This is a genomic window from Rhodococcus sp. NPDC077669 (genome assembly GCF_040686915.1).
Classification (GTDB): Bacteria; Actinomycetota; Actinomycetes; order Mycobacteriales; family Mycobacteriaceae; genus Rhodococcoides; species Rhodococcoides fascians.
Genome location: NZ_JBFBMD010000030.1, coordinates 1 through 18,956, shown reverse-complemented (window position 1 = coordinate 18,956; position 18,956 = coordinate 1). Strand labels below are relative to the sequence as shown.

The following is an 18,956-nucleotide window of genomic DNA, read 5'->3' as shown; positions in this document are numbered from 1 at the left end:
AACGGAGGAGAACGGCATGTTCAGACACATTTTCGCGGTCGTGGCGGTCCGGGACATCGATATCGCGAACGCTTGGTACGAGAAGTTGTTCGACCGTCGGGCGGACAACAATCCGATGTCGACACTGGTGGAGTGGCAGGCCGCTCCCGGAGCATGGGTGCAGGTGACCGTGGATTCCGAGCGTGCAGGCTCGTCGCTGTTCAATGTGGCGGTCGACGACCTCGAATCGTTCGTGTCGGCGGCCCACTCGCGCGGAATCGACTTCGCCGACATCGTCGAAGCGAACAAGGGCGTTCGGCTGTCCACGGCCACGGATCCCGATGGCAATTCCATCACCGCTATCGGCGGTTTTCGCGAGCACTACTGAGCCGGGCGTGCCGTCTCGGCTCGAGGTGTAACGACGCTCGCACGCGGTGCGACATGGTGGAAGGAAATGCGACCGCCCGGTTCGGAAGAACGTGGGGTTGCTCCCGTCTCGCGGACACCCTTCGCCGCGAGGCCGACACCCCGTGACCCGAGGACGATCCGACATGACCAGTGCCTACCCACCACCGTTCCAGCGCCCCGCACCCGAGCCAGCTCCTTCTCGACGACCCCTCGTCGGCAAGATCTTCGCCTGGGCGGCAATCGTTTTCGGCGCGATCTTCTTGATCGGAGCCATACTCTCGTTCGAGTTCGGTGCGGTACTCGTCGGCGCATCGATGCTCGCTGCGGGCATCGCGTATCTGCGGTTGTCCCCCGAGCGTGGACGGAAGGGCTGGGCCGTACCGGCGATCGCTGTTCTTCCGGCCCTGGTCGTCATGGGACTGACGGGGTCAACCGAGCCCGAGAAGGTGGCCGTCACCCCGGTCGCGGCCGTGCCCGCGCTACCCACCGTGACGACGACATCCGCACGGCCGACGACCACCACGCCGGCACCGACCACGACGGCCACGGCCGCACCCACAACAGAGCCCGTCGCCGCGATCGTGGAAATACCGACGACGTCGGAGTACACCCCCGCTCCCGAGCCCGTCTACATTCCCGAACCTGTCTACATCCCGGAGCCGGTGTACACACCCGAGCCCGTCTACACCGTTCCCGCGCCGTTGGCAGCGGTGCCGGAGAGCGTCTACTACGCAAACTGCTCCGCGGTGCGTGCAGCAGGCGCAGCCCCTATCTACGCCGGCGACCCGGGATACGCGAGCAAACTCGACCGCGACGGGAACGGGGTCGGCTGCGAGAACTAATTCACCATCCGCTGTGTCAGCTCGGCAGCCTCGCGGGAGTATGCGACGAGCATGACGACGTCCACGGATGGCCGCGCTGCCTTGACAGCAACGACCTGCTGGGTGATGGCGTCGTGCATCGGCCAACCGTAGGAGCCGGCCGAAATGAGCGGGAAAGCAATGGATTTCAGATTCATCGACGCCGCCAACGCCAGGCTGCGCAGGTAGCACAGGCGTAGTAGTTCGGATCTGTCTTCGTTCTTCGAATAGCGCGGGCCGACGGTGTGGATCACGCATTCGGCGCGCAACCTGCCTGCGGTGGTGGCCACAGCGGCACCGGTGTCGAGGCCGTGGGGCAGGGTGGTGGCCCGCAATGCCTTGCATTCCGCGAGGATCGTGGGGCCTCCGGCCCGATGCAGCGCGCCGTCCACCCCACCGCCGCCGAGGAGTCGGGTGTTGGCCGCATTGACGATCGCGTCTGCGGCCACCTCGGTGATATCACCATGCACTACGTCGATGATCGTCATGCGTCGTCCTTTCTCTCGGCGATCGCGATGGCGATGCGATCGAGGTCGTCGGCGCGCAGCCCCGGGTAGCCGTGGACCAGCTCGCGCCACTGCGTCGGGACCGCCGACGCGCCCCACCGTGCACCGAGAAGTCCGCCTGCGATCGCGGCGGTGGTGTCGGTGTCCCCGCCTGCTCGGACACACAGTTCGAGCGCGGCAGGAAGGGGCAACGATGCGTCTGCCGCGCGATGTATCGCCCACCAGGCCGTCTGGAGCGCGTGCACGACCCAACCGTTCTTCGGGAAGTCGGTCGGCTCGCCCTCCAGAGCGCTGTCGAGCAGCGGCTGCCAGAAGTCCCGGACATCGGGTTCTTCGTGGCGCAGGAAGTCGGCGATACCGTCGTACGTTCCGTGTAGCACCGCGTGCCGGATCGCGTGCGACCACAGTTGACATGCCTGACCGGCACGAGGATCGGAGTGGGTCAGCGCGCTGATCCGCTCCGCAGCAGCCCGGCATCCGGTCACGTCGTCGAGATAGGCCAGCGCGACGGGCGCGGTCCGCATCAACGAGCCGTTTCCACCGGTCCGGCCGGTCAGCGACGCCGCGACCGCGGCCATCTCCGATCCGGTGCTCGCTCTCTGCGACAGCACTTTCCGGGTCTGATTGCCGACGTCGGGAGGATTCACCGCGAACCAGGCGCGGAAGTTCGCTGCCACCTCGTCGACGTCTCCGCCGATCTCGAGAGCGCTCGCAACGCAGAGTGCCATCGACGTGTCATCGGTCCATTCCCCCGGGGCCCAGTCGAACGCGCCGCCGCCGATCATCGCAATGGCGGTCTCCGGCGTCGGATATCCGAATTCGTACCCCGCTCCCAACGCATCGCCCACTGCAGTGCCGAGCAGTACCCCACGCGCCCGATCCCGCTGATTGTCGGTCAAGTTCATTCGCTACCCCTTAGATCGTTGTTGATCTAACAATAGATCAGACTTGCGCTAAGCTGCAACCCATGACGTGGACGGACCGAGACGGCAAGGCTCTGACCGATTACCCGCGACCTTCGGTTGCGGTCGATGTCGCGGTCCTGACGGTCCGTGAACAGCAGCTACAAGTCGTTGTCGTGCCCTCTGAGCGGGGCCTCGCACTTCCCGGAACGTTTCTGCGCCCGTCGGAAACCCTGACCGAAGCCGCCGAACGCGCACTCGAGTCCAAGGCGAACATCGTCGATCTGCAGTTCCACCAACTCAAGCTCTTCGACGAGCCCGGCCGCGACGACCGCGGTTGGGTGCTGTCGATGGCGCACGGCGCAGCCACACCGAGTCGATCACTGCCTGCGACAGCCGAATCGGTCGCCATCGACGGTGTGGTGCCGGGCTCGACGCTGGCGTTCGATCACAGCGAGATGGTCACCGAGGCAGTGCTGGACCTACGAGCTCGCTACGCGCGAGAGATCGACCCTGCAGTATTCCTGGATTCCACCTTCACGCTCCTCGAACTGCGGTCGCTGTACGAAATCGTCTTCGATCGCGCGTTCTCCAAAGACACGTTTCGCCGCCACGTCATCACCGCACTCGAGGGAACGAGCACGACGACGACGGCAGGTGGCGGTCGCCCGGCCGAGCTGTACCGCCGGGCACCCGATGCTGCACTGGCCGCTTCCGCGGACTCGTTCCTTCGCGGCTAGAGGCGTCGCGCGACGAAACCGGACATGCCAGCGGATAAGCTGCGAGCCATGGGATCGAAGCGGCCTGCCAACCGCGGACAGAAACGTGCAGAAAAGACCAAGGCCCGGCAACGGCGTCACCAGCAATCCCGGCCGGCACCGACCGGTGTCGTATCCGAGCGGATCAGCGATCTGATCGACGGTTTCGTCGAGTGGCTCGACGAGAGCGAGATGTCGGAGCAGGCCGAGGCAATCTCACGGTTGGTGTCGTCGACACTGACCCAGTTGTCCGGTGCGCGCCACGGGTTCTCCCCCAGCGCGTGGATTCCCGCCGATGCGCACCTGCTGGTGGATGCTGCAGAACGCATTCTGCAGGAGGAATCGGAGACCGCCGAGGACACGGCAGTGAACCTCGTTCTCACGTCACTGCAGTATCTGACGTTCCTCGACGAGACCGATCTGTGGGACGGCAGCCCGGAGGACTACGCACACTGCATGGAAGACCTCTCCGACTTCCTCGAAGGCGACGAGCCCGACATGCTCGACGCAGACGACATCGATCTGCCGAACGTCTCGCTCGACCAAGAGCTTGCGGCCATTTCGGCTCTGCCGCTGTTGCCTGCGCTCGATGACATCGTTGCTCGCGTCGCCGACGGACTGGCAGTGTCGGACGACGTCCATCTACGCACCGCCGTCGGCCCGGCCCCACTCGAGCCCGCCGGACTCACCGAGTCCTCGGACGTTGCAGCCGTCGATTACTGGTCGACGGCCATCGCGACCGAACTGGTCCGGATCGACGGCCACACGGCCAAGCTCGGCGACAACGCCCCCTCTCTGGCCAAGCGTGAGGCGGAGACCGTTCATGAGCTGGTTGCCGAACACGTCCGAGTGCAGCTGTCCGGAGATGCCGACGACCCCGACGTGTCCCGTTCGCTGGCCAACACGTTCGCGGTTCAGACCCTGCTGGCCGCGATGACCGACGAGCTGCCTCTGAACAACGAGGGCGAGGACTACGCCGATCTGGAGGGTGAGGACCTGCGGACGGCGCAGCTGATCGACCACCGGGTTCGATCTCTGATCGAGCAAGGCATTCTCGTGCGGATCGAAGAGGTCCTGGCGGTTCCACATGCGCTGCGTCCCGCTGTTCTGGACGGGGTGGCCGAGGCGCACCCTTTCGGGGCGCTGGACGAGGAGACGCACGAGCCGCTCGAGGACTCGGCGTCGTCGTGAACGCACTCGCGCGCGCCGAGACTCTGTCGGTGCTCGCCGCTAGCGTGACCGACGCCGCGTTATCTCAGCGCGATTCGGGTAAGGAGCCGACATGAGCGATTCACTCGAGTTCGACTTCGACGTCGACTCGGCATGGATGCACTTCCAGCGCCGGCTCGGCGAGTACGTCAGCGCCATGCGCGACGGTGACGCCTTGGTGATCGAGTCTCGATACGACAGCACGGACGGCGTTCCGGACACCGCGGCCTGCGTCCAGTTCTACGCCTGGGATCTCGACATGGTTCGCTGCGAGCTGCCCGCCAACGAGCACCTACACACTAGTCGCGCCATCACCGACGCTCAGCGAGAAGCGCTGAACGCGTTGGGCTTTCGAACGTCTCGGGATTCCGAGCCGACACCACCCCACGTCGACCGCAATCGTTCGTGGTCCGATGATCTGGCGAAGAAGACGGTCGCGGTGTTCCGTGACATCTGGGGCCTGCCGCACCCGTCCTTTCTGAGTTCGCGGGCCACCGGACGCTACGACGTGCCGAGCTTCGAGGCCAGCACCGAACCCGTCTCGGCAGTCGTTCCACTGTGCGTGCAGCCGAAAGGGAAGGACCACCTGCAGCAACTCGTCGATCGTGCACTCGAACCCTGGTTCGGCTTTCCGCCCGATCACGACCCCGACGGCGACATTCCTCTGCGATTCGTCAACGGCACCGCATACGTCACGGTCAAATCCACCGAGCCGGTCGTCGAGATCAACTCGACGTTGGTGCACGCGGTCACCGGTCGCACCCGCGCGGCCGAGTTGCTGGTCGATCTCAACGTGCAGCTTCCGGATGTGATGTTGCATCTCGTCCAGGACTGCATCGTGGCCCAGGTACGTGTCAGCGGATCACCGTTCGTGGCCGATCACCTGCTGTGGGCGGTCCGGATGCTCTCGCACGTGTGGGAGCAGGTCGACGACAAGTTCGCCGAGGACTTCGGGGGCAGGCTCGGCGAACCGACCCCTCCGGTCCTCGAAGGTGACGACTTCCCGGACGGTCTGCTCGCGTTGATTGAGCTGATCGCGGATTCGCCCGATGCTGTCGAGCCACGCACCGTCCTCGAGTGCTGCTCTTCGGACCGTGATGTGGTCGTGTCGTATCTCCGCATCAGCGCCGAGCAGGAGGCATCGTGGCGCGGCATGGCGGTAGCCGCGGACCTGGGCGACGAACATTGCGATGTGGACGAGGCGGATCGCGAGGCCGCGAACTGGGGCAGCGCAGTGGCTGCCCTGCGGGAGGTGCTGCGGAGCACCCCCGAACAGGTCACTCCTGTGGTCGATCCGTCGGCGATCCAATTGCAGCTGTTCGAGACCGACGAAGTCGCGGAGGTGTCCGACGAGCGTTCGGACGATCAATAGCGCCGTCCGAACAGAAAAGTTTCGACGGGCTTCCCTTTCATGTTAACTGGGGTTACATTAACTCCATGTTCGCATCACGTTTGGAGAAGCCATGACACTGACGACCGGCACCACGTCCGTTTCGGTGGACATCGACGCCACGGACGAGCAGCAGTACAACGAAACACTCACGTTGCTGTCCGAGGGTTCGGTGCACAAACACTTCGATCCTTACGTGGACATCGACTGGGAGTCCGAGAAGTTCGCGGTTCCCGCCAATGATCCCCGCTGGGTACTGCCCGCCAAGACCGACCCGATCGGGGGTCATGACTGGTACAAGTCCCTGCGGCTGGACCGGCAGATCGAGATCGGCATGTGGCGTCAGGCCAATGTCGCCAAGGTCGGCCTGCAGTTCGAGAACATTCTGATCCGCGGCATGATGCAGTACGTATTCTCGCTGCCCAACGGTTCGGCCGAGGCGCGCTACTGCACCCACGAATCCATCGAAGAGTGCAACCACACCCTGATGTTCCAGGAGATGGTCAATCGGGTGGGTTCCGACGCTCCCGGCATGAGTCGACCGATGAAGATGCTTTCGCCGTTCATCCCTCTGTTCGCGACGCTGCTACCCGAATTGTTCTTCGTCGGCGTCCTCGCAGGCGAGGAACCCATCGACCACATCCAGAAGTCGGTGCTTCGCTCCGGCGAAGAGATCCATCCGATCATGCAGAGCGTTATGGCCATTCACGTGGCCGAGGAGGCTCGCCACATCTCCTTCGCGCACCAGCTCCTGCGTCGTCGTGTGCCCAAGATGTCCAAGATCGGACGCTTCCTGCTGTCGCTGGCCTTCCCCGTCACGATGCGCATTCTGTGCGACGTCATCGTCATCCCGCCGAAGAAATTCTGGACGAAGTTCGACATTCCGAAGAGCGTCAAGAAGGACCTCTTCTGGGGAACCGAGCAGTCGCAGCACGCTCTGCAGGACTACTTCGGTGATGTGCGCATGCTGGCCACCGATACCGGAATGATGAACCGGGCGGCTCGCCTGATGTGGAAGCTGTGTGGAATCGACGGCAAGGCATCACGTTTCCGTAGTGAGCCGGACCGCAGCTCCAGCCAGTTCGCCGCATAGCCCTCTCGACACCCCACGCGCCAGTTATCCGTACAGCAGCGCCCGCCGTCAGGAACCCCACATGCCCCACGTCGTCACCCAATCATGTTGCAGCGACGCGTCGTGCGTCTACGCGTGCCCCGTCAACTGCATACACCCCACCCCCGACGAGCCGGACTTCCTGACGGCGGAAATGCTGCACATCGACCCGCAATCGTGTGTCGACTGCGGTGCCTGTGTGTCGGCCTGCCCGGTGGACGCCATCGTTCCCCAGGCCAAACTGACCGAGGCTCAACTTCCGTTCCTGACCATCAACGCCGACTTCTACAAGCAGGAGCGGCCGCCACGGCCGATTCTGGCTCCGGTCACGCCGGCCGCCTCGGTCTCGAGAGATCGCCAACCGCTCCGGGTGGCGATCGTCGGGTCCGGACCGTCAGCGATGTACGCGGCCGATGAGCTGCTCACGCAGCCGGGGGTCAGCGTCGATGTCTACGATCGGCTTCCGCAACCGCACGGTCTGGCACGCCTGGGCGTTGCACCCGACCACCAGAAGACGCGTCAAGTGTCACGGCTGTTCGAAACTATCTCGGCGCAAGAGGGATTCACCTATCACCTCGGCGTCGAGGTAGGAAAAGACGTGACGCACGACGAGTTGATGGACACCCATCACGCCGTGATCTACGCGGTCGGAGCGTCGTCGGATCGCGAACTCGGTATCCCCGGAGCCGAACTGCCCGGGCGCACGTCGGCGACCGACTTCGTCGCCTGGTACAACGGCCATCCCGATCACGCTCACCGCACGTTGGATCTGTCACACGAACGCGCAGTCGTCATCGGCAACGGCAACGTCGCACTCGACGTGGCCCGGATCCTGACCATGGACCCCGACGCACTCGCCGCGACCGACATCGCCCCCCACGCCTTGGAAGCGCTGCGCCACAGTGCCATTCGAGAGGTGATGGTCGTCGGTCGGCGCGGCGTGGCGCAATCCGCATTCACGGTGCCCGAATTCGCGGGACTGCTGACCGTCCCCGATATCGATCTCACCGTCGATCGCAGCGAGCTCGCACTGGATCCGGTGACGGTACGACTGGCCGGCACCAACGACCTGCCTCACGCGGTCGCCCAGAAGCTGCAACTGCTGCGGCACGTCGACGAGTCACCCGAGCACATCGACGGCCGAAAGCGCATCACGCTGCGCTACCTGCTCTCCCCCACTCGAATCCTGGGCACGGATCGGGTCACCGGCGTCGAGTTCGAGCGCATGGGTCTGACCGCAGACACCGACGATGTGGTGCGCAGCACCGCCACCGGCGAGAACGAAACGATCGACACCGGCCTCGTCCTCACCTCGATCGGATACCGCGGCGTCGCGCTGCCAGGAATTCCGTTCGATCACGCAGTCGGCATCATCCCCAACCTCGGCGGCCGCGTCCTCGAGGAAGTGGGCGGATCCCCGTCGACCGGTACGTACGTCACCGGGTGGATCAAGAGAGGACCTTCGGGCTTCATCGGCACCAACAAGTCGTGTGCTCAGGAGACCGTCGGACATCTGGTCGACGACTTCAACGCAGGCCGCCTGACCGATCCGATCGATCTGCCGAGCGCATGGACGGCGAGCTCGGGTCGAGGGTCGCTGCGTCGCTCGAAAAACAGATTGCTGGCACTGCGCCGATCCTGACCGCTCGGCTCCGACACCCCACCCGGTCGGGATCAATGCGACTGTCAGTCGTTCTGAGTGCAACAAAGCCACATTCATCCGGTCCGGGCGTGAGGTTGAAGCGACGACCATCGGGGTAGATTGGGGTGTATCGGCCACCGAATCGCGGCGGGCCAACACCTCGAGGAGACCGAGATGCCGGGCCTGCGTCGCATCACAGCCACAGCCGCTGTCCCATTTGTCGGAATTGCCATCGCGCTCGCGTGCGCCGCACCGGCGCAGGCTCTGCCCACACCGGGCGATCTGGCAGATGTGCCGGCGCGGACGTCGATCTCGTACGAACACGTTCCGACGGGTACGTACGTCGGCAGCGCAGAGGACAATTCGGCGCGCCCGGGGTTGTCGACGGTCAAGCTCTACATGGCCGACTACGTCGTGCGTTTCGGAGACGGTTCGCCGCGAGATCGCGACCTGGCCGCACGCATGGTCCAGGTCAGTGACGACGGTGCCGCCTCGGTACTCGACAACAAATATCCCCAGGCCATCGATTCGACGGCAACGAAGTTCGGACTCACCTCTGCCTCGCGGGGCGGTTTCTGGGGCAGTTCCTACACCAGCACAGCCGACACCGTGCGATTCCTGGCGGCGAAGAAGCGAACAGACCCCGCCAGCCCGGTCCTCGGCTGGATGAACTCCGCCGCACCGGTTGCAGCCGACGGAACCGTGCAGGACTGGGGCACCCAGCAACTACCCGGCGTGACCGGTAGCAAATGGGGATGGGCCGACGACGGATCGAGCGTGGTTGCGTCCGCGTCGATCGGTGACGAATTCGTCGTGGCTTCCAACACGTATGGACCGCGCCGCTCACAGACCGACGACGTCCTGGCAGCGCTCGGCGGCGTCGAGTTGACGGCACCGCCCGCTGCTTCTCCTGTACCGAACCTTCCCGTGATTCCCGGCCTGCCGTCGGTGGAAGAACTGCTGCTGATGCTCGCTCCTCGCTGACATGTTCGAATAACTTGTCGGACCCCTCCCCTACTCTGCGATTCACCGATAAGTTCGGGGACCACACCGGGGGACGTGGAGGGGACGACGATGAGTCGTATCGATCTGGACAGCTTTCAAAATATTCACCGCACCGGTCAAATCCGGCCGGACGCGGATCCGGTTCGCCTCGTCGAAATGGGCCTCGACTACGCCACTCGAGGGTCAGGGTGGAAGGCGTACGTTCGGCTGGTTGCAGACCGTCTCGCGAAACTCGAGTGCACGCCCGAAGTCGATCCTGCGTACGCCGTATCAGCACGGATACTCGACCACTCTGTCGACAGGTTGTTCGAGATCGGTTGGCAGCCGGCCGAACTCGCGCACGCTACTCGAAAGATGGTCGGGGGCGCGGCCGGATTGCTCGTGGTGGAGGCGGTCGCCACCCATGCGGGGCGTTCCTCTGCCCTCACCAACGCACCCGATTCCTGGCGAGAGCAACTGATCGATCTGAAAATCGATTCCACCGCAGGCGTGTCCGTCGAACGCCTCCGAAGGTGGTGTGCGAGACCTCGGGTCTCCACGTCCGACTCCTGGAACACGGTGTTGACCGTCCTCGGTCATACGACCTCACTGGGTTCACTCGACAAGCTGGTTCCCATTCCATCGCAGTGGTCGTCGGTTCGATCCTCGCCCGCACCGTCATCGGCCCACAAGAGTGGCGTCTCGGATCCCAAGATGCTGGGCAAGATCCGGGGGTTACTGGCAAAGGCGGAGTCCACCCAGTTTCCGGCCGAGGCCGAGGCGTTTTCGGCGAAGGCTCAAGATCTCATGACCCGCTATGCCATCGACCATGCGCTGCTCGAGTCCGACAACCCGCGCGGTTCGATCGGCGACGTGACCACCCGCCGCATCTTGGTCGACAGTCCGTACTCGGAGGCCAAGTCTCTTCTCCTGCACAGTGTTTGCGAAGCAAATGGTGCCCGAACCCTGTGGTACAAGCGATTCGCTCTGGTCAACATCGTCGGGCTCGAAGTCGATCTGGATTTGTGCGAACTGCTGTTCACATCGCTACTCGTGCAGTCTTCTCGCGCACTCGACGAACTCGCCGAATCACCGGAAGCCCGAGGTCGCAGCTTCAGGAAATCTTTTCTGATCGCGTACGCCCACCGTATCGGCCAGCGCTTGCTGGAAGCTCGGGAGCGAGCTACAAAGGCGGCGTCGGAGCATCACGGTAGCGCCTTGCTGCCGATCTTGGCCGAGCGCAGCGATGCCGTGAACAAGGCATTCACGGCCATGTATCCCTCGACAACGGAGGTGCGTATCGAGGCACGCGATCATGCGGGTCGACGTGCAGGCCGTGCCGCCGCCGAACGCGCCGACCTTACCGGTGGGCGCGAACGTATCGACAAATCAGATCTGGCCTCGTAGTGCGCGCTACATTGGCTGACATGACCGGTCTGGATACCCCGCTGACACCACTTCGCTTTCTCGAACGCGCTGCAGAGGTTCATCCCCACAAGATCGCCGTAGAGGATGGTCCGCGCACCTTCACCTACGAACAGTTCGCCGCCGCCGTCACCCGGCTCGCGCATGCACTGCGCGCGTCGGGGGTCGGCCACGGCGATCGGGTGGCCTACATTGCGTCGAACTCGGCAGAGCTGCTGTTCGCGCATTACGCGGTGCCACTGGCCGGTGCCGTTCTGGTCGCGATCAACACCAGGCTCTCGCCGGACGAAGTTCGGTACATCTGCGATCACTCCGGTTCGGTTCTGTTGGTGGGTGATTCGGCACTGCTGGCCGGTCTCGGAACAGATCCCATCGCAGATTCGGTCACCGAGATCGTCGAGACCCCCTCGGTGGACGGCACGTACGACAGGCTGCCGCACACCACGCGATACGACGCGTTCCTCGAACGGGGCACGGACGAACCGATGGATTGGGAGGTCGACGACGAGACGTCGACCATCACGATCAACTACACCTCGGGCACCACCGGTCGACCCAAGGGCGTGATGTACACCCACCGCGGTGCTTACCTCAACTCCCTGGGAGAACTTCACCACCAGGGATTCGGGGTCGACACCCGATATCTGTGGACTCTGCCGATGTTCCACTGCAACGGGTGGTGCACCACGTGGGCGGTCACAGCCGCGTCCGGCACACACGTGTGCCTTCGCGGAGTGCGCGGCGACGCCATCTGGTCGGCCATCGACAACGGCGTCGATCACCTGGCCGGTGCGCCGACCGTGTTGACCACTCTCGCCACTGCTGCAGAGGCACATTCACTCGATCGACCGTTGACCATCGTCACTGCGGGAGCTCCTCCGAGCCCGACGATCATCGCCAAGATTCGAGCATTGGGAGCAACGCTCGTACACGTCTACGGCCTCACCGAAACCTACGGTCCGTATTCGGTGTGCGAGGCGAAGCAGGAATGGCTCGAACTGGACGCTGACGAACAGGCCCGTCGCTTGGCTCGACAAGGAGTCGGCATGCTCACCGCAGACCGTCTGCGCGTGGTCCGCGACAAGCCTGGCCCCAGTGGGGTTTTGATCGATGTCGAGCCCGACGGCACCGAAATGGGTGAGATCGTCATGCGCGGCAACAACGTCATGAAGGGGTATTACAACGACACAGCCGGAACGACACAGGCTTTCGCGGGCGGCTGGTTCCATTCCGGTGACCTCGGGGTGATGCATCCCGACGGCTACGTTCAGCTACTCGATCGCGCCAAGGACGTCGTCATTTCCGGCGGCGAGAACATCTCCACCATCGAGGTGGAACAGGCACTGGCGAGCCATCCTGCCGTCGCGGACGTTGCGGTCATCGGGGTGCCCGACGACAAGTGGGGAGAGCGGCCGAAGGCGTTCGTGGTGCTGGTGGCCGGCGTGGACGTCTCGGAAGCCGAGCTCGTGGCGCACGTGAAATCGACCATCGCGTCGTACAAGGCTCCGCGCAACGTCGAGTTCATCGTCGAGCTGCCGAAGACATCGACGGGCAAGATCAGGAAGAAGGAGTTGCGCGACGCCGAGTGGGGCACGTCCGCGTCCAAGATCAACGGATAGCAACTCTGGTCACGCCATCTGCACACCGGCGATTTCGGTGACGCCGCCCTTGCCGTCGAACGACAGCTGCCGAAATGCCACCTTCTCGACGAAGAACCTGTCGTGGCTCACCAGAATCACCGCGCCGGGAAAGGCCGTCAGCGCACGTTCGAGCACCTGGGTGCTCTGTAGGTCGAGGTGGTTGGTGGGCTCGTCGAGCACGATGACGCCTGCGCCGAACAACAGGCACTGCGCCAATGCAACTCGTGCCTTCTGCCCTCCGGACAGCACGCCGATCTTCGATTTGAGATCCATCTCGGAGAACTGCAGCAACGTGAGAAAGCGGTGGACTTCCTTCTTCGTCGCCGTCAGAGCGAGACTGCCCGGCATCGCGTTGACCGAGTGCGACACGGTGTCGTCGAGATCGAGATCGGCGAGCACCTGGTTGTAATAGATGAACGACGGTGCCTTGGTCTTCCATTTGATCTTGCCACTGTCGGGTTGCTCGGCACCGACGAGAATGTCGACTAGCGTGGTCTTTCCGCATCCATTGGGTCCGGTGATGGCGATACGGTCACCGCGGTGCACGGTGAACGAGATGTTCTCGAAGAGTCGTTGCTCGCCATAGCTTTTCGAGATTTCCGTGATCTCCGCCAGGTTGTCGTGCACATGCAAACCGCCGTAGATTGCGGTGACCACCGTGTCGACCGGCCGGGGGCTCTTGCTCTTCTTGATGTTCGCCAGTCGACGTTTGAGCACTCCGCTGGGGTTCTTCACTGCTTCCTTACGATCACTGATCGCTTCTTGCTCGTAGGCCAGCAGCTGCTGTTCGTTGCTGAACTCACGTTCGAGGTTCTTGAGTCGAAACTGCTTCTGCTGCACGTATTCCGAGTAGCTACCGTCATAGGTCTGCAGGTGATGGTTCTCGATTTCGACGATGCTGGTGACGACCTGCTCGAGGAATGCGCGGTCGTGCGAGACAACGAGTAGCGCACCGCGGAAGTCTCGTAGCCAGCGTTCGAGCCACGCGATTCCGGCAACATCGAGGAAGTTCGTCGGCTCGTCGAGGAGCAGGACGTCCGGGGCCTCGATGAGGATCTTGGCCAACGCCGCGCGGTTGCGCCAGCCACCGGACAGTCGATCGACGGGGAGCTCACGCCGTTCGGCGTTGAATCCCAGCATCGACAGCACGGTGTCGATCTGTTGGTGGTAGGTCCAACCGCCACTGTTCTCCATGGCGTCGAGCAGTTCAGCTTGACGGTCGACGAGCGTGTACATCTGCTTCTCGTCCAGGTCACCGCCCAATGCGGCCTCGACCTCGGCCAACTCGGTCTCGATTGCGTGGACAGCACCGAAGAGAGATTCGAGCTCCGCTTGTATGCTGCGATCGCCGTCCAGTTCGGAGAACTGCGAGAAGTAGCCGATGCGAGCACCCTCGGTGACGTCGACGCCCCCCGAATCCGGGGTCTCTCGGCCGAGGAGAAGCTGCAGCAGGGTGGTCTTGCCTGTGCCGTTGCGGCCGATCAGACCGATGCGATCGCCGTCGGCGAGGCGGAAGAACACCTCACGCAACATCACCTTCTGGTCGTATCCCTTGGCAACGTCGTTCAAGCGAATCCAGCTCAAGCGTCCACTCCTGTAAAGCACGGGGTTCGCTGAGTCGTCGAACCGACTCGCTCACTGTAGTCGCGTCTGCGCGAACACTCCGCGTCGCCGATCAGTTGACCAGCCGCGGATCAGCTCCCCGGACTCGACATGCAGGCGCCGATCGGCGTCATACTTCCCAATCTGAGGAGCCGATCTCCCACGGGCACACTTATCGCCCTGTGATTGTCGCAAGTGAATCGTTCGGCGGGGACACGACGACTGGATCGCGTCCGGACCACAGGTCGAGAACTGCTTTGGGGCGTGCCAACAACTCTCGTGCGTAGTTCCGCACGACAGCGAGCGTGTTGCAGTCGATGCAGTCGGCAGTCACACCGTCGATCTCCAAATCCATGTCCTCGCACAGTGCGACGGCACGGGAGACATGAAGGGGTTGACTGATGATGAGTCCACGTTCGACGCCGAACGTCTCTTTCGCGCGGGCGCACGTGTCGTAGGTATCGATGCCGTGGTCGTCACCAACGATGACGTCAGGGTCGACTCCATGCTCGATCAGGTACTCGGTCATAGCCTGAATCTCGTTGCCGGACTTGCCGTCTGCATCACCGGAGACAAGGATTGCCTTGATCTTTCCTGCCTCCATCAACTGAATGGCGGTGTCGAGCCGACCGGCGAGAAAGCGCATCGGTTTGCCGTCTCGCACCTGGGCACCGAGAACGATCCCTACTGGCGCGTCCGGTGCGTCGTCGACGTCGTAGACCTTGCCCGCCGTCGCGTACGCAACCCATCCGGCCGACGCCAGAACGACCGCAACCAACGCTGCGACAACAGCGCACATCGCTTGTACCAGTCGCCGAACCAGTCCTCGAGGCTTCGTCTTGATACTCATGATCTCGTTTCGTCGGCTGCGGAGAACTCAACGTAACTCACGAAATCGGGGAACCGTCGATCGCGCAGCGCACCCTCATCGATTCCACAGTGAACCCTCAGAAGAACCCTGCCCGTCGCGGCGATTGTCGGACGAGTACCGTCTTACCAGTGAATCCGCTGCTGACCTCTCGACGCTACGTCGACTTGCGTCTGCAAGCCAGCGCTACCTGTTGACGGTCCTCTAGACCGCAACCTCTCCGTCGGGCACATCGGCCCGATGAGCATTCTCTCGCCCACCTCTGTCGGCGTCTCTTCTTTTCGAAAGGCATAACCATGTCTGCGCCCAGCGCTACCCGTACGCGCCGTGTCCCTACCTGGGCAACCGCGTTCGGTCCACAAATCGTTGCCGGTCTCGTACTCGGTGTCGTGTTCGGGCTGATCGCTCGATCGATGCCCGACGCGGCCGACGGCAACGAAAACTGGTTGGTCGGTACCCTCTCGACCATCGGTTCGAGCTACGTCAAGCTGCTCACCGTCGCGGTCATTCCGCTGGTCTTCACGGCCATCGTCAGTTCCATCGCCAATCTTCGTGAAGTCACGAACGCTGCGCGTCTGGCTATCCAGACGCTGTGGTGGTTCGCCATCACGGCGTTCATCGCAGTGATCATCGGCATCGTCATCGGTCTGGTCGCCCAGCCCGGATCGCGGACCAGCGCTGGGGCGGACTCGGCGGGAGATCCGTCCAGCGTCGGGTCATGGTGGTCGTTCCTCACCGGCTTGGTGCCGAACAACTTCCTCGCGCTCGGCGCGAAGACCACGGTTGCCGAGAGCGGTACCGCGACCACGTCGTTGAGCTTCAACATCCTGCAGTTGCTGGTGATCGCCGCTGCCATCGGTATCGCTGCACTCAAGGTCGGCAAGAAGGCCGAACCGTTCCTGGCCTTCAACGCATCACTCCTTGCGATCGTGCAGAAGGTGCTGTGGTGGATCATTCGCCTCGCGCCGATCGGTACTGCTGCTCTGATCGGCAATGCTGTGGCCACCTACGGCTGGGACGCCATCGGTTCGCTCGGAGTGTTCACCGTCTCGATCTACGTCGGCCTGGCTGTTGTGTTCTTCGTGGTGTACCCGTTGATCGTTCGCGCTCATGGTCTTTCGGTGCGCGCCTTCTACTCGGGCGTGTGGCCGGCGACCCAGCTCGGTTTCGTCTCGCGGTCGTCGATCGGCACTCTGCCTCTCACCGAGCGTGTCACCGAACGCAACCTCGGCGTTCCGCGTGAGTACGCCTCGTTCGCGGTACCGCTCGGGGCGACGACGAAGATGGACGGTTGCGCGGCAATCTATCCCGCCATCGCAGCACTGTTCGTCGCGCAGTTCTACGGTATCGACCTGACCATCACCGACTACCTGCTGATCATCGTCGTGTCTGTGATCGGTTCAGCGGCAACAGCAGGAACGACAGGCGCGACGGTGATGCTGACTCTTACGCTGTCGACCTTGGGACTGCCTCTCGCCGGCGTCGGCCTGCTGCTTGCAGTGGAACCGATCGTCGACATGGGCCGTACCGCGGTCAATGTCACCGGTCAGGCTCTGGTGCCGACCATCGTCGCCAAGCGGGAAGGCATCTTGAATCTCGAGCGCTACAACGCTCCGCGCAACGGCGATCCCTTCGTCGACGAGGAAGCCGAAGTGGAACTGGCTCGCTAGCAGCACGTTTCGAACGACCGATCCCGACGACCGAGCAACTGGGTCGTCGGGATTTTTCGTCTATCGCGGTGGCGACAGCGCTTCGACTGTTGCCGCGGTGGCACTGTCCACGGCCTCGACACTCGCGAAATAGTGTCGAAAGAACTCGCGCATGGTCTTGATGATCTCGATCTGCTGCTTGATCGCAAAGCGAGCGGAGCCTTCTTCGCCGACAGCAAGGCGATGGAATTTGGCTCCGAGTTGTTGGGCTGACGGCAGATTGCCAAAAGCTTCAGGCCTCGACAGACCCTTGGTCATCTCGAGCATCCTGGACAGGTCGAGCAAATAAATCTCGCATGCCCTGTCACACCGCTGGGCAACGTCCGATTCGACCGAGAGCTCGCCTGCGGAGGCTCGGTCCCGCAGCATCTGCCAATGAATGAGGTTGTCGGTGAGTCCGAACGATCTGTCGGTCATGCGTCTACTTCCTCACTTCGGTAGGTGCAGCTCGAGCTTGATTGCGTGCTCCATAACCTCTTCGCACGGATCACCCAAGGTGTCTTCTGAACCAATCGTGTCCACCACGAAAATGATCAGATTTCCGTTCACGTCAAATGCGATGTCACATCCAGTCGGCGGGTTTCCTTGGTAGTCGGAGTTGTATTGAACTGCGTCACGCGAGCCGACCTGGACTGAGAGTTGCCGCTCGTTCTGTGGGCTACGCAGATACTCGTCGATCGAGTTGATCGACGACATGACGGACAGGTAGTACCAGGCCTCCGGCCCTCGTGCATCCCACGTGCAGTTCTTCCAACCCGGGTATGTGGTGATTCCAGCGAAGTCGGGTCGTTCCGTACTCACGTCCAAGCCGCTTGCTGTCACCGCAGATTTCGGGATAGTGCATGGATCGAATGGCTCTCGTGGACCCGGTGTCACCGCCGACGTGGATGTGTCCTCGCTCGCGACCGGGCTTTCATTCGTCGAGCCGGCGCATCCCGTCAGCAACAGCACCGCGCTGCACGCCACAGCAATTCGACGTCCAGACATCACACGCATTCATTCAACCTCTCGACTCCGACGGCACTGACAGGTTGGACGCACGCAACGCGCGATCGGTTCCCTAGACGGGCCGCGAGGCCTCGATCTCCTGCGACTTCACGGAAGCAGGACTCCTACGTTCGGCTGCCCACACCCACAAGGCCAGCGAGATCAATGCGATCACTTCGGCAACGACGAGCACGCGCTCCACGTAGCCGAGGGTGACCACCCGATACCAGGGTCGCGTGCCGACGGCACCGACAACGAGTGCGTATGCGATCGGGAGCAGCGTGCAGACGGACAGCACGCTCAGCCACAGTGTCGTTCGTGCCCGGACAGTCCATGGACCCTGACGAATCCAGGGCCGCGAGAACGCGAAGACCGCGACGGGGATGCTGACGAACGCCACTGCCGCACCGAGTCGATGGATCGTCCCGCCGAGGCTCAGTGACGCGTCGTTCGACCAATCTTGCTTCGGCACGGCGACAACGGCAACAAGGCCGATAGTCCACAGCATCAGACACAAGGACGCTACCGAGGTATGTCGGGTGAGCCGTTGTCGCACCGCGGCCAGCAGAGTGAAAGCAGAACCCAACGCGAGCAGGACGACCCCGATCGAGAACACCCACTGCTGTGCGCCGAGTCCGTATTCACTGATCGTGCGCCGAAGGTGCGAAGGCGTCTGCCATGCAGTGTGAGCATCGAGAACCAGAACGACCAGCGCTCCCAACACGATCGACACGGTGCCGACCTCGGCCGGACGAATCGACACGAAGACCCCTCTCACGAACGACGTCGGTCGCGTCCGACCTCCATGGTGCCCGAACCGTTGCTCGAACCCCCTTGGATCGTTGTGCGCGGAAACTCGGTCTCTGCTACGAATTTCCGCGCACATGCGGCGAAGCCGCTCTCATATGGAGGTCGGCCTGTCAACGACGGCATGGTGAAGCGGTGGCACGCACCGTCGTGTGTGCCACCGCTTCCT

Annotated in this window: 18 protein-coding genes; 11 read left to right on the top strand and 7 right to left on the bottom strand. The window is 63.1% G+C overall.

Going from position 1 to position 18,956, the window contains the following annotated elements:
* The first annotated feature begins 16 nt into the window (after nucleotides 1–16).
* Together AB0P23_RS22575 and AB0P23_RS22570 are read left to right on the top strand one after the other, a co-directional pair.
* Entirely contained in the window at nucleotides 17–367 is a 351-nt protein-coding gene (locus AB0P23_RS22575; RefSeq protein WP_032389674.1) for a VOC family protein, read from the top strand.
* Nucleotides 368–530: 163 nt separating this feature from the next.
* Nucleotides 531–1,229: an excalibur calcium-binding domain-containing protein gene (locus AB0P23_RS22570; protein ID WP_032389542.1), complete on the top strand. Its 699-nt coding sequence runs from the start codon at nucleotides 531–533 to the stop codon at nucleotides 1,227–1,229.
* Here AB0P23_RS22570 and AB0P23_RS22565 read toward each other — a convergent pair.
* Together AB0P23_RS22565 and AB0P23_RS22560 are read right to left on the bottom strand one after the other, a co-directional pair.
* Nucleotides 1,226–1,735, bottom strand: a complete 510-nt coding sequence (locus tag AB0P23_RS22565) for an O-acetyl-ADP-ribose deacetylase (protein ID WP_032364399.1) — start codon at nucleotides 1,733–1,735, stop codon at nucleotides 1,226–1,228. The two genes, AB0P23_RS22570 and AB0P23_RS22565, sit on opposite strands and share 4 nt — an antisense overlap.
* Nucleotides 1,732–2,658 (bottom strand): ADP-ribosylglycohydrolase family protein, encoded by a 927-nt coding sequence (locus AB0P23_RS22560; protein WP_363799489.1) that lies wholly within the window; start codon nucleotides 2,656–2,658, stop codon nucleotides 1,732–1,734. Before AB0P23_RS22560 ends, AB0P23_RS22565 begins: the two co-directional genes overlap by 4 nt.
* Before the next feature lie 62 nt (nucleotides 2,659–2,720).
* Between AB0P23_RS22560 and AB0P23_RS22555 the strand changes: the two genes are divergently transcribed.
* From AB0P23_RS22555 to AB0P23_RS22520, 8 genes are all read left to right on the top strand, one after another.
* The gene (locus AB0P23_RS22555) at nucleotides 2,721–3,395 is read left to right on the top strand and encodes an NUDIX hydrolase (RefSeq protein WP_032364397.1); all 675 of its coding nucleotides are present in this window, start codon (nucleotides 2,721–2,723) and stop codon (nucleotides 3,393–3,395) included.
* Between the two features lie 48 nt (nucleotides 3,396–3,443).
* Nucleotides 3,444–4,604: a hypothetical protein gene (locus AB0P23_RS22550; RefSeq protein ID WP_363799487.1), complete on the top strand. Its 1,161-nt coding sequence runs from the start codon at nucleotides 3,444–3,446 to the stop codon at nucleotides 4,602–4,604.
* A 91-nt stretch (nucleotides 4,605–4,695) separates the two neighbouring features.
* On the top strand, nucleotides 4,696–5,994 hold the full coding sequence (locus AB0P23_RS22545) for a hypothetical protein (protein WP_222068670.1): 1,299 nt from the start codon (nucleotides 4,696–4,698) through the stop codon (nucleotides 5,992–5,994).
* Between the two features lie 91 nt (nucleotides 5,995–6,085).
* Complete coding sequence (locus tag AB0P23_RS22540; RefSeq protein ID WP_363799485.1) at nucleotides 6,086–7,105, top strand: diiron oxygenase; 1,020 nt, start codon at nucleotides 6,086–6,088, stop codon at nucleotides 7,103–7,105.
* A gap of 61 nt (nucleotides 7,106–7,166) precedes the next feature.
* The gene (locus AB0P23_RS22535; protein WP_363799483.1) at nucleotides 7,167–8,765 is read left to right on the top strand and encodes an FAD-dependent oxidoreductase; all 1,599 of its coding nucleotides are present in this window, start codon (nucleotides 7,167–7,169) and stop codon (nucleotides 8,763–8,765) included.
* 174 nt (nucleotides 8,766–8,939) lie between these two features.
* On the top strand, nucleotides 8,940–9,749 hold the full coding sequence (locus tag AB0P23_RS22530; protein WP_363799481.1) for a hypothetical protein: 810 nt from the start codon (nucleotides 8,940–8,942) through the stop codon (nucleotides 9,747–9,749).
* Between the two features lie 90 nt (nucleotides 9,750–9,839).
* On the top strand, nucleotides 9,840–11,156 hold the full coding sequence (locus AB0P23_RS22525; RefSeq protein WP_143536307.1) for a DUF2786 domain-containing protein: 1,317 nt from the start codon (nucleotides 9,840–9,842) through the stop codon (nucleotides 11,154–11,156).
* Between the two features lie 20 nt (nucleotides 11,157–11,176).
* Nucleotides 11,177–12,793, top strand: a complete 1,617-nt coding sequence (locus AB0P23_RS22520) for an AMP-binding protein (RefSeq protein ID WP_363799479.1) — start codon at nucleotides 11,177–11,179, stop codon at nucleotides 12,791–12,793.
* A 9-nt stretch (nucleotides 12,794–12,802) separates the two neighbouring features.
* Here AB0P23_RS22520 and AB0P23_RS22515 read toward each other — a convergent pair whose 3' ends face one another.
* The gene (locus tag AB0P23_RS22515) at nucleotides 12,803–14,398 is read right to left on the bottom strand and encodes an ABC-F family ATP-binding cassette domain-containing protein (RefSeq protein ID WP_363799476.1); all 1,596 of its coding nucleotides are present in this window, start codon (nucleotides 14,396–14,398) and stop codon (nucleotides 12,803–12,805) included.
* A gap of 190 nt (nucleotides 14,399–14,588) precedes the next feature.
* Nucleotides 14,589–15,266: an ElyC/SanA/YdcF family protein gene (locus tag AB0P23_RS22510; RefSeq protein ID WP_363799473.1), complete on the bottom strand. Its 678-nt coding sequence runs from the start codon at nucleotides 15,264–15,266 to the stop codon at nucleotides 14,589–14,591.
* Nucleotides 15,267–15,580: 314 nt separating this feature from the next.
* Here AB0P23_RS22510 and AB0P23_RS22505 point away from each other — a divergent pair, with 314 nt between their 5' ends.
* Nucleotides 15,581–16,954: a dicarboxylate/amino acid:cation symporter gene (locus AB0P23_RS22505; protein WP_027497711.1), complete on the top strand. Its 1,374-nt coding sequence runs from the start codon at nucleotides 15,581–15,583 to the stop codon at nucleotides 16,952–16,954.
* A gap of 60 nt (nucleotides 16,955–17,014) precedes the next feature.
* On the opposite strand, the gene AB0P23_RS22500 is transcribed toward AB0P23_RS22505, so the two are convergent.
* The 3 genes from AB0P23_RS22500 to AB0P23_RS22490 form a co-directional block, all read right to left on the bottom strand.
* Nucleotides 17,015–17,410, bottom strand: coding sequence for a hypothetical protein (locus tag AB0P23_RS22500; protein ID WP_045841349.1), 396 nt, complete (start codon nucleotides 17,408–17,410; stop codon nucleotides 17,015–17,017).
* Between the two features lie 12 nt (nucleotides 17,411–17,422).
* Nucleotides 17,423–17,980: a DUF3558 domain-containing protein gene (locus AB0P23_RS22495; protein WP_231578210.1), complete on the bottom strand. Its 558-nt coding sequence runs from the start codon at nucleotides 17,978–17,980 to the stop codon at nucleotides 17,423–17,425.
* 73 nt (nucleotides 17,981–18,053) lie between these two features.
* The gene (locus AB0P23_RS22490; RefSeq protein WP_231578209.1) at nucleotides 18,054–18,743 is read right to left on the bottom strand and encodes a DUF998 domain-containing protein; all 690 of its coding nucleotides are present in this window, start codon (nucleotides 18,741–18,743) and stop codon (nucleotides 18,054–18,056) included.
* Nucleotides 18,744–18,956: the final 213 nt, after the last annotated feature.

What these genes read in the sequence shown, in the direction of transcription:
- AB0P23_RS22530 (WP_363799481.1), top strand. Translation starts at nt 8,940, where the DNA reads ATGCCGGGCCTGCGTCGCATCACAGCCACAGCCGCTGTCCCATTTGTC.
- AB0P23_RS22505 (WP_027497711.1), top strand. Translation starts at nt 15,581, where the DNA reads ATGTCTGCGCCCAGCGCTACCCGTACGCGCCGTGTCCCTACCTGGGCA.
- AB0P23_RS22560 (WP_363799489.1), bottom strand. Translation starts at nt 2,658, where the DNA reads ATGAACTTGACCGACAATCAGCGGGATCGGGCGCGTGGGGTACTGCTC.
- AB0P23_RS22535 (WP_363799483.1), top strand. Translation starts at nt 7,167, where the DNA reads ATGCCCCACGTCGTCACCCAATCATGTTGCAGCGACGCGTCGTGCGTC.
- AB0P23_RS22540 (WP_363799485.1), top strand. Translation starts at nt 6,086, where the DNA reads ATGACACTGACGACCGGCACCACGTCCGTTTCGGTGGACATCGACGCC.
- AB0P23_RS22525 (WP_143536307.1), top strand. Translation starts at nt 9,840, where the DNA reads ATGAGTCGTATCGATCTGGACAGCTTTCAAAATATTCACCGCACCGGT.
- AB0P23_RS22575 (WP_032389674.1), top strand. Translation starts at nt 17, where the DNA reads ATGTTCAGACACATTTTCGCGGTCGTGGCGGTCCGGGACATCGATATC.
- AB0P23_RS22550 (WP_363799487.1), top strand. Translation starts at nt 3,444, where the DNA reads ATGGGATCGAAGCGGCCTGCCAACCGCGGACAGAAACGTGCAGAAAAG.
- AB0P23_RS22570 (WP_032389542.1), top strand. Translation starts at nt 531, where the DNA reads ATGACCAGTGCCTACCCACCACCGTTCCAGCGCCCCGCACCCGAGCCA.
- AB0P23_RS22565 (WP_032364399.1), bottom strand. Translation starts at nt 1,735, where the DNA reads ATGACGATCATCGACGTAGTGCATGGTGATATCACCGAGGTGGCCGCA.
- AB0P23_RS22520 (WP_363799479.1), top strand. Translation starts at nt 11,177, where the DNA reads ATGACCGGTCTGGATACCCCGCTGACACCACTTCGCTTTCTCGAACGC.
- AB0P23_RS22510 (WP_363799473.1), bottom strand. Translation starts at nt 15,266, where the DNA reads ATGAGTATCAAGACGAAGCCTCGAGGACTGGTTCGGCGACTGGTACAA.
- AB0P23_RS22545 (WP_222068670.1), top strand. Translation starts at nt 4,696, where the DNA reads ATGAGCGATTCACTCGAGTTCGACTTCGACGTCGACTCGGCATGGATG.
- AB0P23_RS22555 (WP_032364397.1), top strand. Translation starts at nt 2,721, where the DNA reads ATGACGTGGACGGACCGAGACGGCAAGGCTCTGACCGATTACCCGCGA.
- AB0P23_RS22495 (WP_231578210.1), bottom strand. Translation starts at nt 17,980, where the DNA reads ATGTCTGGACGTCGAATTGCTGTGGCGTGCAGCGCGGTGCTGTTGCTG.
- AB0P23_RS22500 (WP_045841349.1), bottom strand. Translation starts at nt 17,410, where the DNA reads ATGACCGACAGATCGTTCGGACTCACCGACAACCTCATTCATTGGCAG.